Here is a 21,700-nt window from a genome sequence, read left to right as displayed (position 1 = left end):
ATTTGAATTGAAAAATAGAAGGTAAAAAATAGAAGGTAAAAAATATGAACACGATTATAGTAAAAACTAACAATGCAACTCAGACCATCGCGCAAGTACAAGTAGTCACTGAAGATGGAAAGCCTACTATTATTAAAGCTGTGGACAAGGTGAATTACGAGTTTCATGATACGGCAATCGGTCGTGCACCCAATCATATTATTACTAAGCGTCTAAAAAATGATTTGCATGTCTCGTTTGAGAAGGATGGTAAAGATAGTGATCTTATAATAGAGGGATTCTACGACGAGGCAGACAGTGCACTGCTCGGAATCGCTGAAGATGGTGAGTACTATTACTATATTCCAGATACTGGTGAGACTTATGACTATGTCACGCAGCTAGAGACAGGGGATGTGGAAGGACAGGCATTGGGTGGCACTGAATATATAGCAGCAGCTGCGATACCTTGGTGGATACCTGCAGCAGCAGGACTTGGCTTGGCGGGTCTAGTAGCAGCCATTAGTAGTGGCAGTGATGATGACAATGAGCCAGCTGAACCTGCTTCTGTAGTGAGTCTTAGTGGAGTGATGAACCTAAGCGAAGCAGATGCTGCCGATAATGCGAATACAGCGCTGTACACAGTCAGTCTGGATAAAGTGAGTGAGACAGATACTACAGTTACGATAACGATCACACCTGGATCTGCTGATGGTGATGACTATAGTGCGCCAGCCACGCAGACAGTCACGATTCCGGCTGGACAGACCTTTGTTGATTTTGATGTGCCGATTGTCAATGATGATGTCTATGAAGGAGCAGAAGGCTTTCAAGTAGCGATCACAAGTGTCAGCACGGGCAGAGCTACTATTGATACTGCCAATAGTACTGTAGAAACGACTGTATATGATGATGGTACGACTGATGGTAGTACACCGGTCGATCCTAACAATCCGATGACAGGAAGTGATATACCCGTGGTCAGCATTGTGGCAACTGATGGTCAAGCGATTGAAGGGATTGATAATGGGTTAGTTTTCGCTGTATCACAAAACAAAATTAGTAACTTCAACACCTTAGTTGACGTAAAAATTAGTGATACAAGCAGTATCGAATTGGCAGATATTGCTTCTATTAGTTATGTTGACATTGATGGTGTTACTGTATTTCTGAGTAATGCAAATGATATCCAAGATTTTCTTATCAATGGAGCGAGTGTCAGAATACCAGCAGGACAGAGCTCGGCACCAGTCATTAATGTCACAGTGGTCGACGATGCCATCTATGAGGTCTCAGAAGCCCTAAGCATGAGCATCAGCAATCCGATCAACGCCAGCATTGGCACCGCCTTTGATGTCGCCACCATCTTCGATGAAAATGCAGCAGACGGCGCCGTCAACGAGGGCGACAAACCGAGCGTTAGCGTGGGCAATGCCAGCGCCACCGAAGGGGACACTCTGGTTCACCAAGTTACCGTCAATGGCGTCACCGAAGCGGACGTCACCTATGACTTTGACTTGGCAGGTAATAGCGCCACCGAGGCCACCGACTTTAGCAACGCCCCCGTCTTTAGCAACGGCGTCATCAACAATAATGATGGCACCATCACCGTCCCTGCTGGGGTGACCGACTTTACCGTCAGCTATCCTGTGCTCAATGATGCCATCCTTGAGAACGATGAAACCACCGAGCTTACCATTGGGGCGGATAGTGGCACTGGCACCATCATCGATGCTTTAGATGCCATTCCTGCGGTGAGCATTGCCGCGGTGAGTGATAGCGCCACCGAAGGGGCAGACGACAGCATCGTCTTTAGTATCAGCCAAACGGGCGCAACGGACAAAGACAGCACCGTCACCGCAAGCCTAGTGCTTGGCGATAGTGATGCCAGCGACATTGACAGCATCACCTTTACCGATGCCAATGGCACGCAAACCATCAGCGTGGCGGACGCCATTGCTGGGGTTAGCGTGACCATTCCTGCGGGCAGCAGTGTCCTGCCAACGTTCACCATCAGCCCAACTGACGATGCCATCTATGAGGTCTCAGAAGCCCTAAGCATGAGCATCAGCAATCCGATCAACGCCAGCATTGGCACCGCCTTTGATGTCGCCACCATCTTCGATGAAAATGCAGCAGACGGCGCCGTCAACGAGGGCGACAAACCGAGCGTTAGCGTGGGCAATGCCAGCGCCACCGAAGGGGACACTCTGGTTCACCAAGTTACCGTCAATGGCGTCACCGAAGCGGACGTCACCTATGACTTTGACTTGGCAGGTAATAGCGCCACCGAGGCCACCGACTTTAGCAACGCCCCCGTCTTTAGCAACGGCGTCATCAACAATAATGATGGCACCATCACCGTCCCTGCTGGGGTGACCGACTTTACCGTCAGCTATCCTGTGCTCAATGATGCCATCCTTGAGAACGATGAAACCACCGAGCTTACCATTGGGGCGGATAGTGGCACTGGCACCATCATCGATGCTTTAGATGCCATTCCTGCGGTGAGCATTGCCGCGGTGAGTGATAGCGCCACCGAAGGGGCAGACGACAGCATCGTCTTTAGTATCAGCCAAACGGGCGCAACGGACAAAGACAGCACCGTCACCGCAAGCCTAGTGCTTGGCGATAGTGATGGCAGCGACATTGACAGCATCACCTTTACCGATGCCAATGGCACGCAAACCATCAGCGTGGCGGACGCCATTGCTGGGGTTAGCGTGACCATTCCTGCGGGCAGCAGTGTCCTGCCAACGTTCACCATCAGCCCAACTGACGATGCCATCTATGAGGTCTCAGAAGCCCTAAGCATGAGCATCAGCAATCCGATCAACGCCAGCATTGGCACCGCCACTGATGTCGCCACCATCTTCGATGAAAATGCAGCAGACGGCGCCGTCAACGAGGGCGACAAACCGAGCGTTAGCGTGGGCAATGCCAGCGCCACCGAAGGGGACACTCTGGTTCACCAAGTTACCGTCAATGGCGTCACCGAAGCGGACGTCACCTATGACTTTGACTTGGCAGGTAATAGCGCCACCGAGGCCACCGACTTTAGCAACGCCCCCGTCTTTAGCAACGGCGTCATCAACAATAATGATGGCACCATCACCGTCCCTGCTGGGGTGACCGACTTTACCGTCAGCTATCCTGTGCTCAATGATGCCATCCTTGAGAACGATGAAACCACCGAGCTTACCATTGGCAATGACAGTGGCACTGGCACCATCATCGATGCTTTAGATGCCATTCCTGCGGTGAGCATTGCCGCGGTGAGTGATAGCGCCACCGAAGGGGCAGACGACAGCATCGTCTTTAGTATCAGCCAAACGGGCGCAACGGACAAAGACAGCACCGTCACCGCAAGCCTAGTGCTTGGCGATAGTGATGGCAGCGACATTGACAGCATCACCTTTACCGATGCCAATGGCACGCAAACCATCAGCGTGGCGGACGCCATTGCTGGGGTTAGCGTGACCATTCCTGCGGGCAGCAGTGTCCTGCCAACGTTCACCATCAGCCCAACTGACGATGCCATCTATGAGGTCTCAGAAGCCCTAAGCATGAGCATCAGCAATCCGATCAACGCCAGCATTGGCACCGCCTTTGATGTCGCCACCATCTTCGATGAAAATGCAGCAGACGGCGCCGTCAACGAGGGCGACAAACCGAGCGTTAGCGTGGGCAATGCCAGCGCCACCGAAGGGGACACTCTGGTTCACCAAGTTACCGTCAATGGCGTCACCGAAGCGGATGTCACCTATGACTTTGACTTGGCAGGTAATAGCGCCACAGATGGCAATGATTACAGTAGCGACCCTGCTGCTCTCATCTTTAGCAACGGCGTCATCAACAATAATGATGGCACCATCACCGTCCCTGCTGGGGTGACCGACTTTACCGTCAGCTATCCTGTGCTCAATGATGCCATCCTTGAGAACGATGAAACCACCGAGCTTACCATTGGGGCGGATAGTGGCACTGGCACCATCATCGATGCTTTAGATGCCATTCCTGCGGTGAGCATTGCCGCGGTGAGTGATAGCGCCACCGAAGGGGCAGACGACAGCATCGTCTTTAGTATCAGCCAAACGGGCGCAACGGACAAAGACAGCACCGTCACCGCAAGCCTAGTGCTTGGCGATAGTGATGCCAGCGACATTGACAGCATCACCTTTACCGATGCCAATGGCACGCAAACCATCAGCGTGGCGGACGCCATTGCTGGGGTTAGCGTGACCATTCCTGCGGGCAGCAGTGTCCTGCCAACGTTCACCATCAGCCCAACTGACGATGCCATCTATGAGGTCTCAGAAGCCCTAAGCATGAGCATCAGCAATCCGATCAACGCCAGCATTGGCACCGCCTTTGATGTCGCCACCATCTTCGATGAAAATGCAGCAGACGGCGCCGTCAACGAGGGCGACAAACCGAGCGTTAGCGTGGGCAATGCCAGCGCCACCGAAGGGGACACTCTGGTTCACCAAGTTACCGTCAATGGCGTCACCGAAGCGGACGTCACCTATGACTTTGACTTGGCAGGTAATAGCGCCACCGAGGCCACCGACTTTAGCAACGCCCCCGTCTTTAGCAACGGCGTCATCAACAATAATGATGGCACCATCACCGTCCCTGCTGGGGTGACCGACTTTACCGTCAGCTATCCTGTGCTCAATGATGCCATCCTTGAGAACGATGAAACCACCGAGCTTACCATTGGGGCGGATAGTGGCACTGGCACCATCATCGATGCTTTAGATGCCATTCCTGCGGTGAGCATTGCCGCGGTGAGTGATAGCGCCACCGAAGGGGCAGACGACAGCATCGTCTTTAGTATCAGCCAAACGGGCGCAACGGACAAAGACAGCACCGTCACCGCAAGCCTAGTGCTTGGCGATAGTGATGCCAGCGACATTGACAGCATCACCTTTACCGATGCCAATGGCACGCAAACCATCAGCGTGGCGGACGCCATTGCTGGGGTTAGCGTGACCATTCCTGCGGGCAGCAGTGTCCTGCCAACGTTCACCATCAGCCCAACTGACGATGCCATCTATGAGGTCTCAGAAGCCCTAAGCATGAGCATCAGCAATCCGATCAACGCCAGCATTGGCACCGCCTTTGATGTCGCCACCATCTTCGATGAAAATGCAGCAGACGGCGCCGTCAACGAGGGCGACAAACCGAGCGTTAGCGTGGGCAATGCCAGCGCCACCGAAGGGGACACTCTGGTTCACCAAGTTACCGTCAATGGCGTCACCGAAGCGGACGTCACCTATGACTTTGACTTGGCAGGTAATAGCGCCACCGAGGCCACCGACTTTAGCAACGCCCCCGTCTTTAGCAACGGCGTCATCAACAATAATGATGGCACCATCACCGTCCCTGCTGGGGTGACCGACTTTACCGTCAGCTATCCTGTGCTCAATGATGCCATCCTTGAGAACGATGAAACCACCGAGCTTACCATTGGGGCGGATAGTGGCACTGGCACCATCATCGATGCTTTAGATGCCATTCCTGCGGTGAGCATTGCCGCGGTGAGTGATAGCGCCACCGAAGGGGCAGACGACAGCATCGTCTTTAGTATCAGCCAAACGGGCGCAACGGACAAAGACAGCACCGTCACCGCAAGCCTAGTGCTTGGCGATAGTGATGCCAGCGACATTGACAGCATCACCTTTACCGATGCCAATGGCACGCAAACCATCAGCGTGGCGGACGCCATTGCTGGGGTTAGCGTGACCATTCCTGCGGGCAGCAGTGTCCTGCCAACGTTCACCATCAGCCCAACTGACGATGCCATCTATGAGGTCTCAGAAGCCCTAAGCATGAGCATCAGCAATCCGATCAACGCCAGCATTGGCACCGCCTTTGATGTCGCCACCATCTTCGATGAAAATGCAGCAGACGGCGCCGTCAACGAGGGCGACAAACCGAGCGTTAGCGTGGGCAATGCCAGCGCCACCGAAGGGGACACTCTGGTTCACCAAGTTACCGTCAATGGCGTCACCGAAGCGGACGTCACCTATGACTTTGACTTGGCAGGTAATAGCGCCACCGAGGCCACCGACTTTAGCAACGCCCCCGTCTTTAGCAACGGCGTCATCAACAATAATGATGGCACCATCACCGTCCCTGCTGGGGTGACCGACTTTACCGTCAGCTATCCTGTGCTCAATGATGCCATCCTTGAGAACGATGAAACCACCGAGCTTACCATTGGGGCGGATAGTGGCACTGGCACCATCATCGATGCTTTAGATGCCATTCCTGCGGTGAGCATTGCCGCGGTGAGTGATAGCGCCACCGAAGGGGCAGACGACAGCATCGTCTTTAGTATCAGCCAAACGGGCGCAACGGACAAAGACAGCACCGTCACCGCAAGCCTAGTGCTTGGCGATAGTGATGGCAGCGACATTGACAGCATCACCTTTACCGATGCCAATGGCACGCAAACCATCAGCGTGGCGGACGCCATTGCTGGGGTTAGCGTGACCATTCCTGCGGGCAGCAGTGTCCTGCCAACGTTCACCATCAGCCCAACTGACGATGCCATCTATGAGGTCTCAGAAGCCCTAAGCATGAGCATCAGCAATCCGATCAACGCCAGCATTGGCACCGCCTTTGATGTCGCCACCATCTTCGATGAAAATGCAGCAGACGGCGCCGTCAACGAGGGCGACAAACCGAGCGTTAGCGTGGGCAATGCCAGCGCCACCGAAGGGGACACTCTGGTTCACCAAGTTACCGTCAATGGCGTCACCGAAGCGGATGTCACCTATGACTTTGACTTGGCAGGTAATAGCGCCACCGAGGCCACCGACTTTAGCAACGCCCCCGTCTTTAGCAACGGCGTCATCAACAATAATGATGGCACCATCACCGTCCCTGCTGGGGTGACCGACTTTACCGTCAGCTATCCTGTGCTCAATGATGCCATCCTTGAGAACGATGAAACCACCGAGCTTACCATTGGGGCGGATAGTGGCACTGGCACCATCATCGATGCTTTAGATGCCATTCCTGCGGTGAGCATTGCCGCGGTGAGTGATAGCGCCACCGAAGGGGCAGACGACAGCATCGTCTTTAGTATCAGCCAAACGGGCGCAACGGACAAAGACAGCACCGTCACCGCAAGCCTAGTGCTTGGCGATAGTGATGCCAGCGACATTGACAGCATCACCTTTACCGATGCCAATGGCACGCAAACCATCAGCGTGGCGGACGCCATTGCTGGGGTTAGCGTGACCATTCCTGCGGGCAGCAGTGTCCTGCCAACGTTCACCATCAGCCCAACTGACGATGCCATCTATGAGGTCTCAGAAGCCCTAAGCATGAGCATCAGCAATCCGATCAACGCCAGCATTGGCACCGCCTTTGATGTCGCCACCATCTTCGATGAAAATGCAGCAGACGGCGCCGTCAACGAGGGCGACAAACCGAGCGTTAGCGTGGGCAATGCCAGCGCCACCGAAGGGGACACTCTGGTTCACCAAGTTACCGTCAATGGCGTCACCGAAGCGGACGTCACCTATGACTTTGACTTGGCAGGTAATAGCGCCACCGAGGCCACCGACTTTAGCAACGCCCCCGTCTTTAGCAACGGCGTCATCAACAATAATGATGGCACCATCACCGTCCCTGCTGGGGTGACCGACTTTACCGTCAGCTATCCTGTGCTCAATGATGCCATCCTTGAGAACGATGAAACCACCGAGCTTACCATTGGGGCGGATAGTGGCACTGGCACCATCATCGATGCTTTAGATGCCATTCCTGCGGTGAGCATTGCCGCGGTGAGTGATAGCGCCACCGAAGGGGCAGACGACAGCATCGTCTTTAGTATCAGCCAAACGGGCGCAACGGACAAAGACAGCACCGTCACCGCAAGCCTAGTGCTTGGCGATAGTGATGCCAGCGACATTGACAGCATCACCTTTACCGATGCCAATGGCACGCAAACCATCAGCGTGGCGGACGCCATTGCTGGGGTTAGCGTGACCATTCCTGCGGGCAGCAGTGTCCTGCCAACGTTCACCATCAGCCCAACTGACGATGCCATCTATGAGGTCTCAGAAGCCCTAAGCATGAGCATCAGCAATCCGATCAACGCCAGCATTGGCACCGCCTTTGATGTCGCCACCATCTTCGATGAAAATGCAGCAGACGGCGCCGTCAACGAGGGCGACAAACCGAGCGTTAGCGTGGGCAATGCCAGCGCCACCGAAGGGGACACTCTGGTTCACCAAGTTACCGTCAATGGCGTCACCGAAGCGGACGTCACCTATGACTTTGACTTGGCAGGTAATAGCGCCACCGAGGCCACCGACTTTAGCAACGCCCCCGTCTTTAGCAACGGCGTCATCAACAATAATGATGGCACCATCACCGTCCCTGCTGGGGTGACCGACTTTACCGTCAGCTATCCTGTGCTCAATGATGCCATCCTTGAGAACGATGAAACCACCGAGCTTACCATTGGGGCGGATAGTGGCACTGGCACCATCATCGATGCTTTAGATGCCATTCCTGCGGTGAGCATTGCCGCGGTGAGTGATAGCGCCACCGAAGGGGCAGACGACAGCATCGTCTTTAGTATCAGCCAAACGGGCGCAACGGACAAAGACAGCACCGTCACCGCAAGCCTAGTGCTTGGCGATAGTGATGGCAGCGACATTGACAGCATCACCTTTACCGATGCCAATGGCACGCAAACCATCAGCGTGGCGGACGCCATTGCTGGGGTTAGCGTGACCATTCCTGCGGGCAGCAGTGTCCTGCCAACGTTCACCATCAGCCCAACTGACGATGCCATCTATGAGGTCTCAGAAGCCCTAAGCATGAGCATCAGCAATCCGATCAACGCCAGCATTGGCACCGCCTTTGATGTCGCCACCATCTTCGATGAAAATGCAGCAGACGGCGCCGTCAACGAGGGCGACAAACCGAGCGTTAGCGTGGGCAATGCCAGCGCCACCGAAGGGGACACTCTGGTTCACCAAGTTACCGTCAATGGCGTCACCGAAGCGGACGTCACCTATGACTTTGACTTGGCAGGTAATAGCGCCACCGAGGCCACCGACTTTAGCAACGCCCCCGTCTTTAGCAACGGCGTCATCAACAATAATGATGGCACCATCACCGTCCCTGCTGGGGTGACCGACTTTACCGTCAGCTATCCTGTGCTCAATGATGCCATCCTTGAGAACGATGAAACCACCGAGCTTACCATTGGGGCGGATAGTGGCACTGGCACCATCATCGATGCTTTAGATGCCATTCCTGCGGTGAGCATTGCCGCGGTGAGTGATAGCGCCACCGAAGGGGCAGACGACAGCATCGTCTTTAGTATCAGCCAAACGGGCGCAACGGACAAAGACAGCACCGTCACCGCAAGCCTAGTGCTTGGCGATAGTGATGGCAGCGACATTGACAGCATCACCTTTACCGATGCCAATGGCACGCAAACCATCAGCGTGGCGGACGCCATTGCTGGGGTTAGCGTGACCATTCCTGCGGGCAGCAGTGTCCTGCCAACGTTCACCATCAGCCCAACTGACGATGCCATCTATGAGGTCTCAGAAGCCCTAAGCATGAGCATCAGCAATCCGATCAACGCCAGCATTGGCACCGCCTTTGATGTCGCCACCATCTTCGATGAAAATGCAGCAGACGGCGCCGTCAACGAGGGCGACAAACCGAGCGTTAGCGTGGGCAATGCCAGCGCCACCGAAGGGGACACTCTGGTTCACCAAGTTACCGTCAATGGCGTCACCGAAGCGGATGTCACCTATGACTTTGACTTGGCAGGTAATAGCGCCACAGATGGCAATGATTACAGTAGCGACCCTGCTGCTCTCATCTTTAGCAACGGCGTCATCAACAATAATGATGGCACCATCACCGTCCCTGCTGGGGTGACCGACTTTACCGTCAGCTATCCTGTGCTCAATGATGCCATCCTTGAGAACGATGAAACCACCGAGCTTACCATTGGCAATGACAGTGGCACTGGCACCATCATCGATGCTTTAGATGCCATTCCTGCGGTGAGCATTGCCGCGGTGAGTGATAGCGCCACCGAAGGGGCAGACGACAGCATCGTCTTTAGTATCAGCCAAACGGGCGCAACGGACAAAGACAGCACCGTCACCGCAAGCCTAGTGCTTGGCGATAGTGATGCCAGCGACATTGACAGCATCACCTTTACCGATGCCAATGGCACGCAAACCATCAGCGTGGCGGACGCCATTGCTGGGGTTAGCGTGACCATTCCTGCGGGCAGCAGTGTCCTGCCAACGTTCACCATCAGCCCAACTGACGATGCCATCTATGAGGTCTCAGAAGCCCTAAGCATGAGCATCAGCAATCCGATCAACGCCAGCATTGGCACCGCCTTTGATGTCGCCACCATCTTCGATGAAAATGCAGCAGACGGCGCCGTCAACGAGGGCGACAAACCGAGCGTTAGCGTGGGCAATGCCAGCGCCACCGAAGGGGACACTCTGGTTCACCAAGTTACCGTCAATGGCGTCACCGAAGCGGACGTCACCTATGACTTTGACTTGGCAGGTAATAGCGCCACCGAGGCCACCGACTTTAGCAACGCCCCCGTCTTTAGCAACGGCGTCATCAACAATAATGATGGCACCATCACCGTCCCTGCTGGGGTGACCGACTTTACCGTCAGCTATCCTGTGCTCAATGATGCCATCCTTGAGAACGATGAAACCACCGAGCTTACCATTGGCAATGACAGTGGCACTGGCACCATCATCGATGCTTTAGATGCCATTCCTGCGGTGAGCATTGCCGCGGTGAGTGATAGCGCCACCGAAGGGGCAGACGACAGCATCGTCTTTAGTATCAGCCAAACGGGCGCAACGGACAAAGACAGCACCGTCACCGCAAGCCTAGTGCTTGGCGATAGTGATGGCAGCGACATTGACAGCATCACCTTTACCGATGCCAATGGCACGCAAACCATCAGCGTGGCGGACGCCATTGCTGGGGTTAGCGTGACCATTCCTGCGGGCAGCAGTGTCCTGCCAACGTTCACCATCAGCCCAACTGACGATGCCATCTATGAGGTCTCAGAAGCCCTAAGCATGAGCATCAGCAATCCGATCAACGCCAGCATTGGCACCGCCTTTGATGTCGCCACCATCTTCGATGAAAATGCAGCAGACGGCGCCGTCAACGAGGGCGACAAACCGAGCGTTAGCGTGGGCAATGCCAGCGCCACCGAAGGGGACACTCTGGTTCACCAAGTTACCGTCAATGGCGTCACCGAAGCGGATGTCACCTATGACTTTGACTTGGCAGGTAATAGCGCCACAGATGGCAATGATTACAGTAGCGACCCTGCTGCTCTCATCTTTAGCAACGGCGTCATCAACAATAATGATGGCACCATCACCGTCCCTGCTGGGGTGACCGACTTTACCGTCAGCTATCCTGTGCTCAATGATGCCATCCTTGAGAACGATGAAACCACCGAGCTTACCATTGGCAATGACAGTGGCACTGGCACCATCATCGATGCTTTAGATGCCATTCCTGCGGTGAGCATTGCCGCGGTGAGTGATAGCGCCACCGAAGGGGCAGACGACAGCATCGTCTTTAGTATCAGCCAAACGGGCGCAACGGACAAAGACAGCACCGTCACCGCAAGCCTAGTGCTTGGCGATAGTGATGGCAGCGACATTGACAGCATCACCTTTACCGATGCCAATGGCACGCAAACCATCAGCGTGGCGGACGCCATTGCTGGGGTTAGCGTGACCATTCCTGCGGGCAGCAGTGTCCTGCCAACGTTCACCATCAGCCCAACTGACGATGCCATCTATGAGGTCTCAGAAGCCCTAAGCATGAGCATCAGCAATCCGATCAACGCCAGCATTGGCACCGCCTTTGATGTCGCCACCATCTTCGATGAAAATGCAGCAGACGGCGCCGTCAACGAGGGCGACAAACCGAGCGTTAGCATTGCTGCCACTGATGCGCAATCGATTGAAGGGGTGGACAATGTCTTGAGCTTTACGGTTGAGCAAGATAGTGAAAGTAATTTTGACACTACAGTGCAAGTGACAGTTGATCCAAGTAGTGACGTAGAAGCGGCAGATATTGCTTCGATTATCTATATCAATGCGACTGGTGATCAAGTGGTTATTACCGATGCTACGGTCATAGCAGAAGTTTTAGATGGTAGTACTATACTTGAGCTCAAAGTTCCTGCAGGAAGCCAAACAGCACCTGCTATTATCGTCACTACTAATAATGATGATATCTTTGAGAGCAGTGAGCAGCTCAGCTTTGTGGTCACTAGTGCTGATAATGCAGACATTGATAGTGCTGTTGCGACTGGCACTATTTTAGACGAAGATGCGGTAGACGGTACACCTCAAGCAGGTGATAAGCCGACTGCAATTGTCACTAGAGACAGTGTGGTTGAGGGGAGTACTCTTGAGTTCACCGTTGATTTGAGCAACCTATCTGAGTCTGATACAACAGTAGCGCTGACGTTAGCGAATGGTACAGCGGTACTTGGCACAGACACGAATATGTCTGTTGAAGTAAGCTTAGATGGTGGCAACACCTTTAGCACGGTTACTGTTGCTATAGATGGTACCTTTAGTGTGGATGTTCCCGCTAATAGCACGGATGGTATCATCGTGCGTGTGCCTACTGTGGATGACAATATTGATGAGCCGAATGAAACCATTACGCTTACGGCAAGTGCAACTGATCAGGTCACGCCAAGCACAGCGACTGGTACCATCATTGATAACGATGATGCGCCTGTTGTTTCAATTGTTGGTGCTACTTTAGTAAATGAAGATGCTGGTACGGTCACTTATACCGTTAGCTTAACCAACCCATCATCAACGGCTGTGACGGTTGATTATGCCACCAGTAATGGTACAGCCACTGCTGGGGCTGATTATGGTGCAAACTCAGGTACGTTGACTTTTGCACCAGGGGAGGTAACCAAAACGGTAACGGTTGCTATTACTGACGACACCCTGTTTGAAAATTCTGAGAACTATACTATCGCTTTATCTAATCCATCACTCAATGCCAGTATTGATAGCACGCAAGCAAGTGTTACCACCGCCATTACTGACAATGATATAGCGCCAACCGTCACTATTGAAGATACAGATGCAGCCACAACACCACAAGATAACAGCGTGGTTGAAGGCACAGGTAACAATGTGACTGGCGCTATCGATATCACTAACCCGCAAAGTGTCGCAGCGCTGACTATCAACAGTGTCGATGTGACCACAGCCACCGCTGCTAATCCTGTGATTATAAATGGTAGCGAAGGCCAACTGGTTATTACGGATTACAACTCGGCCACAGGCTCGCTCACTTATGCATATACCGAAGATGGCAGTGCTGAAATGCACAACACCGCTGGTGACAATGTATTAGACCAGTTTACTGTCAATCTCATCAATAGTGCAGGTGGGACTTCATCTGACACGTTAGATATTCGTATCATTGATACCGCGCCTACTGCCAATCCAGATACTAATAGCCTTACTGAAGAAATAGACAAAGTAACAGGTAACGTGCTCACGGCTACAGGTGCCGCTGCAACAGATGTCGCCGACAGTTTAGGGGCAGACGCAACATCTGTCACGGCGATAGAATCAGTTACATCTACCACGGTGACGGGTACAGTAGGCGGAAGTACACAAGGTGACTATGGTGTGCTTTCGCTCAATGCAGATGGCAGTTACAGTTACGATCTTGATAACGATGCAGTACAATATCTTGCTGTCGATGATGAACCTTTAACCGAAACCTTCAACTACACCATCACAGATGCTGATGGTGATACCAGTACGACCACTTTGACTGTGACTATCAATGGTACTAACGATAGACCTGTCATCACTAACGTTGCGAACGGTAACAACATCATCGAAACTGCTGCAGCAATAACCGAGCATGCTGATGGTACTGCTATCATTCGAACGGGTACCCTTAGCTTTGCGGATACTGATGACAGTGATGAGCCGACGATTAGTGAAATCGCGGCAGAAAACATCTATGTCTATGACTCAAACAACACAACCTTCACCAATGCCAATCCATTAACAGATGTTCAAAAAGCAGCCTTATCAAGTATATTTGAAGCAGATAATAATGCAGGCAGTTTTGAAGAGGGTAGCTGGAGTATTAATGCTGATGCTGACGTCATTGATTTCCTTCCTGAAGGGGAAACCATCACCATTCGTTATGCCGTACAAGTCAATGATAATGAAGGTATCACCAATACTGCTAATGGTAACGAAATCAGTACCAGTGAGCTTCGCTACATTGAAGTGACCATTACAGGTACTGATGATAGTATCGCGCTTGTAGATGATACTGATAGTACCGATGAAGATACAGTATTATCAGTGGCGGCTGCCAATGGTATTTTTGCAAACGATACTGCAGATGCTGATGCCAATACAGAGTTAACTGTCGATAGTTATACTGTTGCTGGTATGACGGGGACCTTCAACGTAGGTGATGTTACTAGCGTCACTATAGACGGCTTTATCATTGGTGAGCTGACCATAAATAATGATGGAAGCTATACCTTTGATCCTGCTGAAAACTTTAGCGGCACCGTACCAGTGGTCACTATTGCTGTCAATAATGGTCCTAATGCCGCAACTCCAGAAAGCGGTACAGAGACACTGGCTATCACCGTCAATCCAGTATCAGATGCGCCAGATATTGGTGATGATATTGCATTATCAACTGACGAAGATAACACTACCGCTAGCTTAGGTTTACAAGCACCTGTTATTAGTGATGATGCGGATTTAGATGGCATAGGGAATGCTACTGACAACCCTGAACGTATTGGCTTGATTACCTTAGCGGATATACCAGATGGTGCAACCCTAAACTATGGGGGTAATACTTATGCATCAACTGGTGCTGACATCACCATATTATTAAGTGATTATTTGACTAATGACCAAATAATCAATAATGCAGGCACACCAACCATCACCATGACCAGTGCTGAATTTGAAGCGATGACACTAACGCCACCTGCCGATGATGCTACTAACATCTCTTTTGAGATGTCAGTGATAGAATATGAAGTTGATAACAGTGGTAATATCCTTGCAGGAGTGGATGGTGCAGAGAGTACCGTCACTATTGATATTGAAGTCCAAGCTGTGACGGATACTGAAGATAATAATGCTGCGAATAATAACCCTAATGATGATAATAGTATTGACTATAGTACCTTTGGCTATGACCAGAATGAGGTAACGGGAGATACCTTAACGGTCACTGTAAATGAAGGCGAATCTGTTGATTTACCAATCACCACCAATTTTGGTGACTTAGTGGGTAGAGGTGGAAGTCTAGAGACCTATGGTTTCGTAATTAGCGGATTACAGCCAGATGCTGTTGTCTCATTTATACCTGCTGGTAGTAGTAGGGTGACCGAGTATACTGTTGATACCAACGGTCAGGTATTGATTGGTGTTAATGCTGCCGCACCGACATCTACTAGTTTGAGAGTCAATGGTGGCTCAGAGCCGCAAATTGGCATCACATCAGCTGAATATAACTCACAAGATATGAGTAATATTACCGTGTCGTTATTTACCCAAGACCACGATACTGACTCATCTCCAAGAAATAAAACGGTTGAGCTAATCGATACTGTTAACGTTAATCTGACCGTGGCACCTGTTGCTGGTCAAGTAGTAGCGAATGATGTTAGTACAACTGAAGACACATCCTTCACACTTGATGAGTTTAATTTTGCAGTACTTGATGACCAAGACGGCAGCTCAGCTGTTGCCGAAATCATCACTGCAATTCGGTTTATTTTGCCTGAAGGTTGGACATATAACGATGGTACCACCGATACAGTAGGCGCGAGTGGCGGTACGGTGATTGTTATTACCGACACCTCTGACTTGGGTAGCTTGTCGCTTACGCCACCTGCGCAGTCTTCAACAGATACTGATATCGACTTTGAAGTAACCAGTGCAGATTTGGATGATGATGGAGATGTAGCCGTTGCTATCAGTGAAACAACCACATTAACCCAAACGATTAACATCACGCCTGTAGCCGAAGTTGTGGGTAGTGATATTGATGGTGATGGTACGCCTGACTTAACCATTAATCCAGACTACACTTACACTGCTGTAGCGCAAGAAGACGCTGCATTTGACCTTGGTGTTGACGGTACATTCAGATTACTCGATAACTGGTCAAACCAAGATGATACGGTTGATTTTGGAGAAGAAAGCCATACTACTGCCCTCAATGATTCTGAGCAGACTTATGCTCATCTGACGTTTGGTAGTAGAGACAATGGTGTGTTTACTGCCATTGAAGGCGCCGTATTTACCTATAACAACGGTAGTAATACCTTGTCGCTTACAGATAATGGGACGGGTGTCGATATCCCAGCCGCTTATCTGAATACGGTTACTGTGACCCCACCGCAAGACTATAGCGATTATACAGTCACTTCGGTATCGGCTACTGCTGAGACAGCAGTCAAAGTAGAAGCTGTGACTATCGACTATGATGAAGATACAGATACTAGTGTCGAGCCAGTAACGAGTGGTGAGAGTTACTTAACTTTCACAGTTGCAGGTGTAGCTGACCAAGTTACGCTAGGAGTCGATCCTGCCACAGGTTTAGAGGATCAGGCAATTAGCGGTGGTAATAATCGTGATGGGTCATCAGTTGCAGTTGTTGTTCCTACCGATGGTATTCCTTTGAACATCCGCCCAAGCTCACGTGACGATGATGGATCAGAATCTTATGACGTCACTATTACAGACATTCCGCTAGGCGCTCAGTTATATGCCGATAATGATGGGACACTGACGCTGTTGGATACTACTGGGGGCTCAGTAACCATAGCTAATTACACCAATACAGTGAGCGATTTATACTTTGTACCAGCAGAAAACTATAGCGGCAAAGTCAATCTCCAAGTATCGGCAGTCAGTAGAGAGAGCGATGGAAACATCAGTGCTTCTAGCGCGACATTGAACTTACCTATTAGTGTCGTTGGTCTAGCAGATCTTATTATAAATGACGATCTAGCAACTGAAACCGCAACGATAGTGGATAGCGATGGGCAGTCTGTTACCGAAGATTATACGTATGTTGGTATTGAAGGCGCTGGCAATGACAGCATAGCATTATCAGCATTTTTTGCTGATGCTGCCAATATTGCCGCTTACGACGCTGGTAGCCCAGCAGCCGAGCAGGTGACTTATAAAGTGACAGGGGTGCCTGTAGGGTTTGGTATCACGGGAGCTGTGTTCTTAGGCGGTAGTGAAAGTGAAGGTACTCGTAGCTGGTCTGTGTCTTTAGACGCTCTCAAAAACGGCTCAGCAAAACTGACGACGCCTGAAAACTTTGCTGGTGAAGTTGGTTTTACTATTACAGGAACGACCACTGAAACAATATCAGGTAATAGTGTCACCCATGACCCTAAAGCTGTCTCTGTACTAATTACACCTGATGCTGCTGATGGGGTAGTCAATAACCCGCAAGTGCTAGCGACAGAGGATGTGTGGGAAACCATTAACTTCACTGCAGCATTCACCACGAATGATCAGGGTGCGCTCACGACAGGTCAAGAATCACTTAAGAGTGTGGTTATCAAAGGGCAAGACCTTATCCGTAATGACATTCTCAGTAATGGCCCTATCCGTAATGGCCTTATGTTAAGAGTAACAGAGGCTGATGGTACGGTCACTGTTTACGGAGATCGTACTGATGTGGACTATACTGATGAAAATAAAGCATTGGTCACAGAGCAGCTAGCAAATCAAGACTATGTCTTTGACGCTACCGATAAAGTAGAAGTCATGTACGGCGTGGAACACCTAGACACTTCAGTCACCATACCTTTTGGCTACACATATACTGACACGGTTACATTACCAGATGGTTCAACCATCACCACAACGTCATCAGTCATTACTGGCAAAGCGGTAAATGTTACTTTCCAAGCAGTGACTGACACACCAACGATAAGCGTAAATGTGACCGACAGCAGCATCAATAATAATGGTACAGACGATACGGCGTCAGCGATTGTCGCCATATCCTCACCTGACCAGGACGGGTCTGAGTTGTTTACTCGCTTAGAGGTTCGCGACGTCCCTGATGGTATTATTGTACAAGGTGGTATCCTAGCGGGTAGTACCTGGTATGTCGACGTACCAGATACGGCCATTACCGACTCAGCGCCAGAGTACACACTGGTATTGGCTCGCAACCCAAACACTAACGATATTCCTGCAGACAGCTTTAATGTCACTGTAGTAGGTGTCACACAGGATATCAATGGAGAGGGCATCAATGGTAGTGAAGCGACTGTTGTAGGTATATTCCCTATTACCTTGACGAGAGACGGGAATGGCGGTGATCCTGGAACGGTTGATTTGATCGATACGCTCAATGTTACTCCTACGCCTCAGTCAGAAGATGCTGCTATTTTATTGTCTAGTTTGATCAATGCTGAGTTGAGCAATCCAGATGTAGTTAGTGCTTATAGCTTCTTACTAACTGATCTACCTGAAGGCACAGTGTTGAGTAGTAGTAATCCAGACGTAAGTGTACAGCAAGTCGCAGGTCAGTGGATTGTTAGCGTTGAAGCCAGTGCGAACCTAACACCTAATCAAGCGCTAGGTAATGTTGTTTTGACGCCACCTGAAAACTTTAGTACCAATGAGGCTAATGTTGGTCAAGAGCTCAGTTTTAATGTTGAATTCACTGCGCTGAACGATCGGGGTCTAGAAGACAATTTGAGAATTGACGATGTTAATGTAGAGATAACACCAAGCACTGATCCTTTCGACAATGATGGTCAAACTTCAACGGTTTCAACCGATGAAGATATCGAAGTGGATATTGTCATTGATCTCACCAACAGTGCAGATGGTGAATACGTCTCTCTTATTGATGGCAAGCTTTATATCCAGATAAATGAAGTAGGGCTACAGACAGGCACAGGCGGTATTGGAACACTAGAATATAATGGTACAAAGTTGACACCAGACGATAATGGCGACTATGTAGTTGATCTAAATAATGGTGCTGGAGACTTAGTTAATCCTCCTGGTAGCGTCACTGTTCAATATACCCCTGCTGCGAATGCTGATGGTAGTGCTACCATTACTGTAAATGCTGCTCATAAAGAAGTGACCAATGTTCCTGACACGGTTGATGGTAAAGTCATCACGTATCAGCACAGCTACGATATCGCAGTTGCTGCACAGCCGGATGTATTGGCTATTTTGGATAGAGATGATGATTTAATGGTTACTGCAACGGGCGATGAGGATACACTCATAGCCATACCTTATCAGATAAATAGAGTGGATGAAGGAGACGATGCAGCAGCGGTCACTTTAGACGAGGTGCCTAATGGTTATCTGGTGTATTACGTTAATACTGCAGGAGACACTGTTCTAGCCAGTAACAATGGCGTCTCAGGTGGCAATAACAACAATTCATGGTCAATCAATGCCAGTCAGCTAAACAACATCAATCGTGGTGACGTGGGTGAGCTGGACAATATCTTTATTCAAGCGCCTGAGAATGTCAGTGGAACGGTTTCAGATATCGAAGTCAGCGTCATCAGTGACAGCGGTTTGGCTAGTACCCCGCTTGTAGTGACCTTAGATGTGACACCTGTGGCCGATGAAATCGTATTCAATCCATCTACCTTAGTTGGTTTCCAAGGTAAGTGGACGACGCTCAACTTAAATGCTGCAATGGAAGATATTGATGGCAGTGAAACCGTTAATATCATCGTGACTGGTGACAACCTGTATGGTGATGTACTACAGGTAACAACCAGAGATGGCGCGCCATTGAACGTAACGTGGAATGCCAGTATACAAACCTACGTTATCGAAGGAGTACCTTATGAAAGTATTAACAATTTGCGTGTACAATCGGCGACATCTTATGTTGGTCCTCTGACCATTACATTAGAAACAGTTGAAACGGGCAATGGAGATACTTTTGTCACAGACCCAGGTACCATTAATATCGATGTAGCGCCTACTTTAGTATTCAATGGCACCCCTGACGATGATGCTTTGATTTCAGTAAATCAGACGTCTGCGCTTAAATATACTGGCGGCGCAGGCGATGATTTGTTTGTCGGTGGTAGTGGAAACGATATTTTTAATGGTGATGCTGGAAATGATACTTTAACTGGCAATGCCGGTAACGATACCATTAACGGTGGCATCGGTAATGATACTATCAGTGGTGGCGCAGGTAACGATGTCCTGAATGGCGATGCTGGTAACGACATAATTAATGGCGGCATTGGCAATGATACAATTAACGGCGGTGCAGGCGCAGATACGATTGATGCCGGAGCGGGTAATGATACGATAGTGTTTGACGCTGATGACCTACTCATCAATGGTGGTGATGACGACGACACTTTGCTCATTAACGTAGCAGGAACGACAATCGACTTCGGTACTTTTGATTCAACTAAGTTTGAGAGTATTGAAACCATTAATCTGACAGGTAATGGCGCTCAAGCGCTTACCAATCTGTCCACTAATGATGTGCTTGATATTATCAATGATACGGTACTTACTAACAAAGATTTGATTATCAATGGTGATAGTTCTGATAGCGTATCGTTGACCGATGAATGGACGGATACAAATACTACTGTATCGCAGGATGGTATTAGCTACGATGTTTATAGCTTCTCGGATACCAATGGAACGCACGATCTGTTGATTCAGACTGATATTACGACCAATATTATTATATAGGTCTATTCAACTAGTACGGGGTTTGACTTTTATCTTCTACAAAACGCCATTGGATCAAATCCAGTGGCGTTTTTTTGAGTGTTGTCTACGAAATAGCATACTTTAATAACTGGCTAGCCCTCCTTACTCAGTTGCTTGTTCAGTTGCTTACTCACTCGGGTCCGATCCTGGTGGAAAGTCATGGCGTAATTGTGCGACATTATCTGTTGTGACCGTATCCGTGAAGTTATTGAGATCGCTATGCACGTATTGTGTGACGGCAGCTATTTGCGCATCATTCATCATGCTGTGAAACGACGGCATACCGCGCAGGCCGTTAATGATTACGCTAATAATATAGTACTTTGATTCCATCTTACTGTTATTGGTCAGTGGCGGATAGTAACCAGCGCCTTGCGCGCCGTCACCTTTTTGCATATGACAACCTGCACAAGAGTCGTCATAGAGTTTCTTACCGTTGGTTGTAGCAAATCCTGTTTTGCCTTGTGTGCTGCCTTCAAACTTGGCGAGCCACTGCTGCATGCTGGCATCATCGCTCATTTTTGGTATCGAGCGCACATCGACGATATTACTAGTGGGTTCAGCCAACTCACTTTTGGACATGTATACGCCGCCCCATGCGCCTTGATTGCGACTGGCCTGATTGTCAAAACTGCTGTTAGATATCACAGGCGTCGTCTGTGGATTGGCGATAGTGGCTACATCTTGTGTTCTATTCTGACTACAGCCTGACAATGTTAGCAACGCGATCGACCCGCCAACTATGAGCTTTATTACGGCCTTGCCTGAGCTAGACGATTTTGTCGGGTTTGCTGTCATTATATTCATGATTGTTCCTAATGTGCCTAGTCTCATTGTTATCATCCTTAATTCAGCGCCAGACTGGTTATACA

At 50.2% G+C, this 21,700-nt stretch carries 2 protein-coding genes; one reads left to right on the top strand and one right to left on the bottom strand.

What is annotated here, in order from left to right:
• Positions 1-44: 44 nt before the first annotated feature.
• On the top strand, positions 45-20,807 hold the full coding sequence (locus tag AC5JPY_RS04310) for a Calx-beta domain-containing protein (RefSeq protein WP_493852190.1): 20,763 nt from the start codon (positions 45-47) through the stop codon (positions 20,805-20,807).
• A 147-nt stretch (positions 20,808-20,954) separates the two neighbouring features.
• Here AC5JPY_RS04310 and AC5JPY_RS04305 read toward each other — a convergent pair whose 3' ends face one another.
• Complete coding sequence (locus AC5JPY_RS04305; RefSeq protein ID WP_443527094.1) at positions 20,955-21,635, bottom strand: c-type cytochrome; 681 nt, start codon at positions 21,633-21,635, stop codon at positions 20,955-20,957.
• Positions 21,636-21,700: the final 65 nt, after the last annotated feature.

The organism is Psychrobacter sp. H27, assembly GCF_059072655.1.
Note: the sequence above shows the minus strand (reverse complement) of the source record. Positions and strands in the feature narration are given on the sequence as shown.

Coding starts and splice junctions, on each gene's coding strand:
- AC5JPY_RS04310 (WP_493852190.1), top strand. CDS start 45: ATGAACACGATTATAGTAAAAACTAACAATGCAACTCAGACCATCGCG.
- AC5JPY_RS04305 (WP_443527094.1), bottom strand. CDS start 21,635: ATGAATATAATGACAGCAAACCCGACAAAATCGTCTAGCTCAGGCAAG.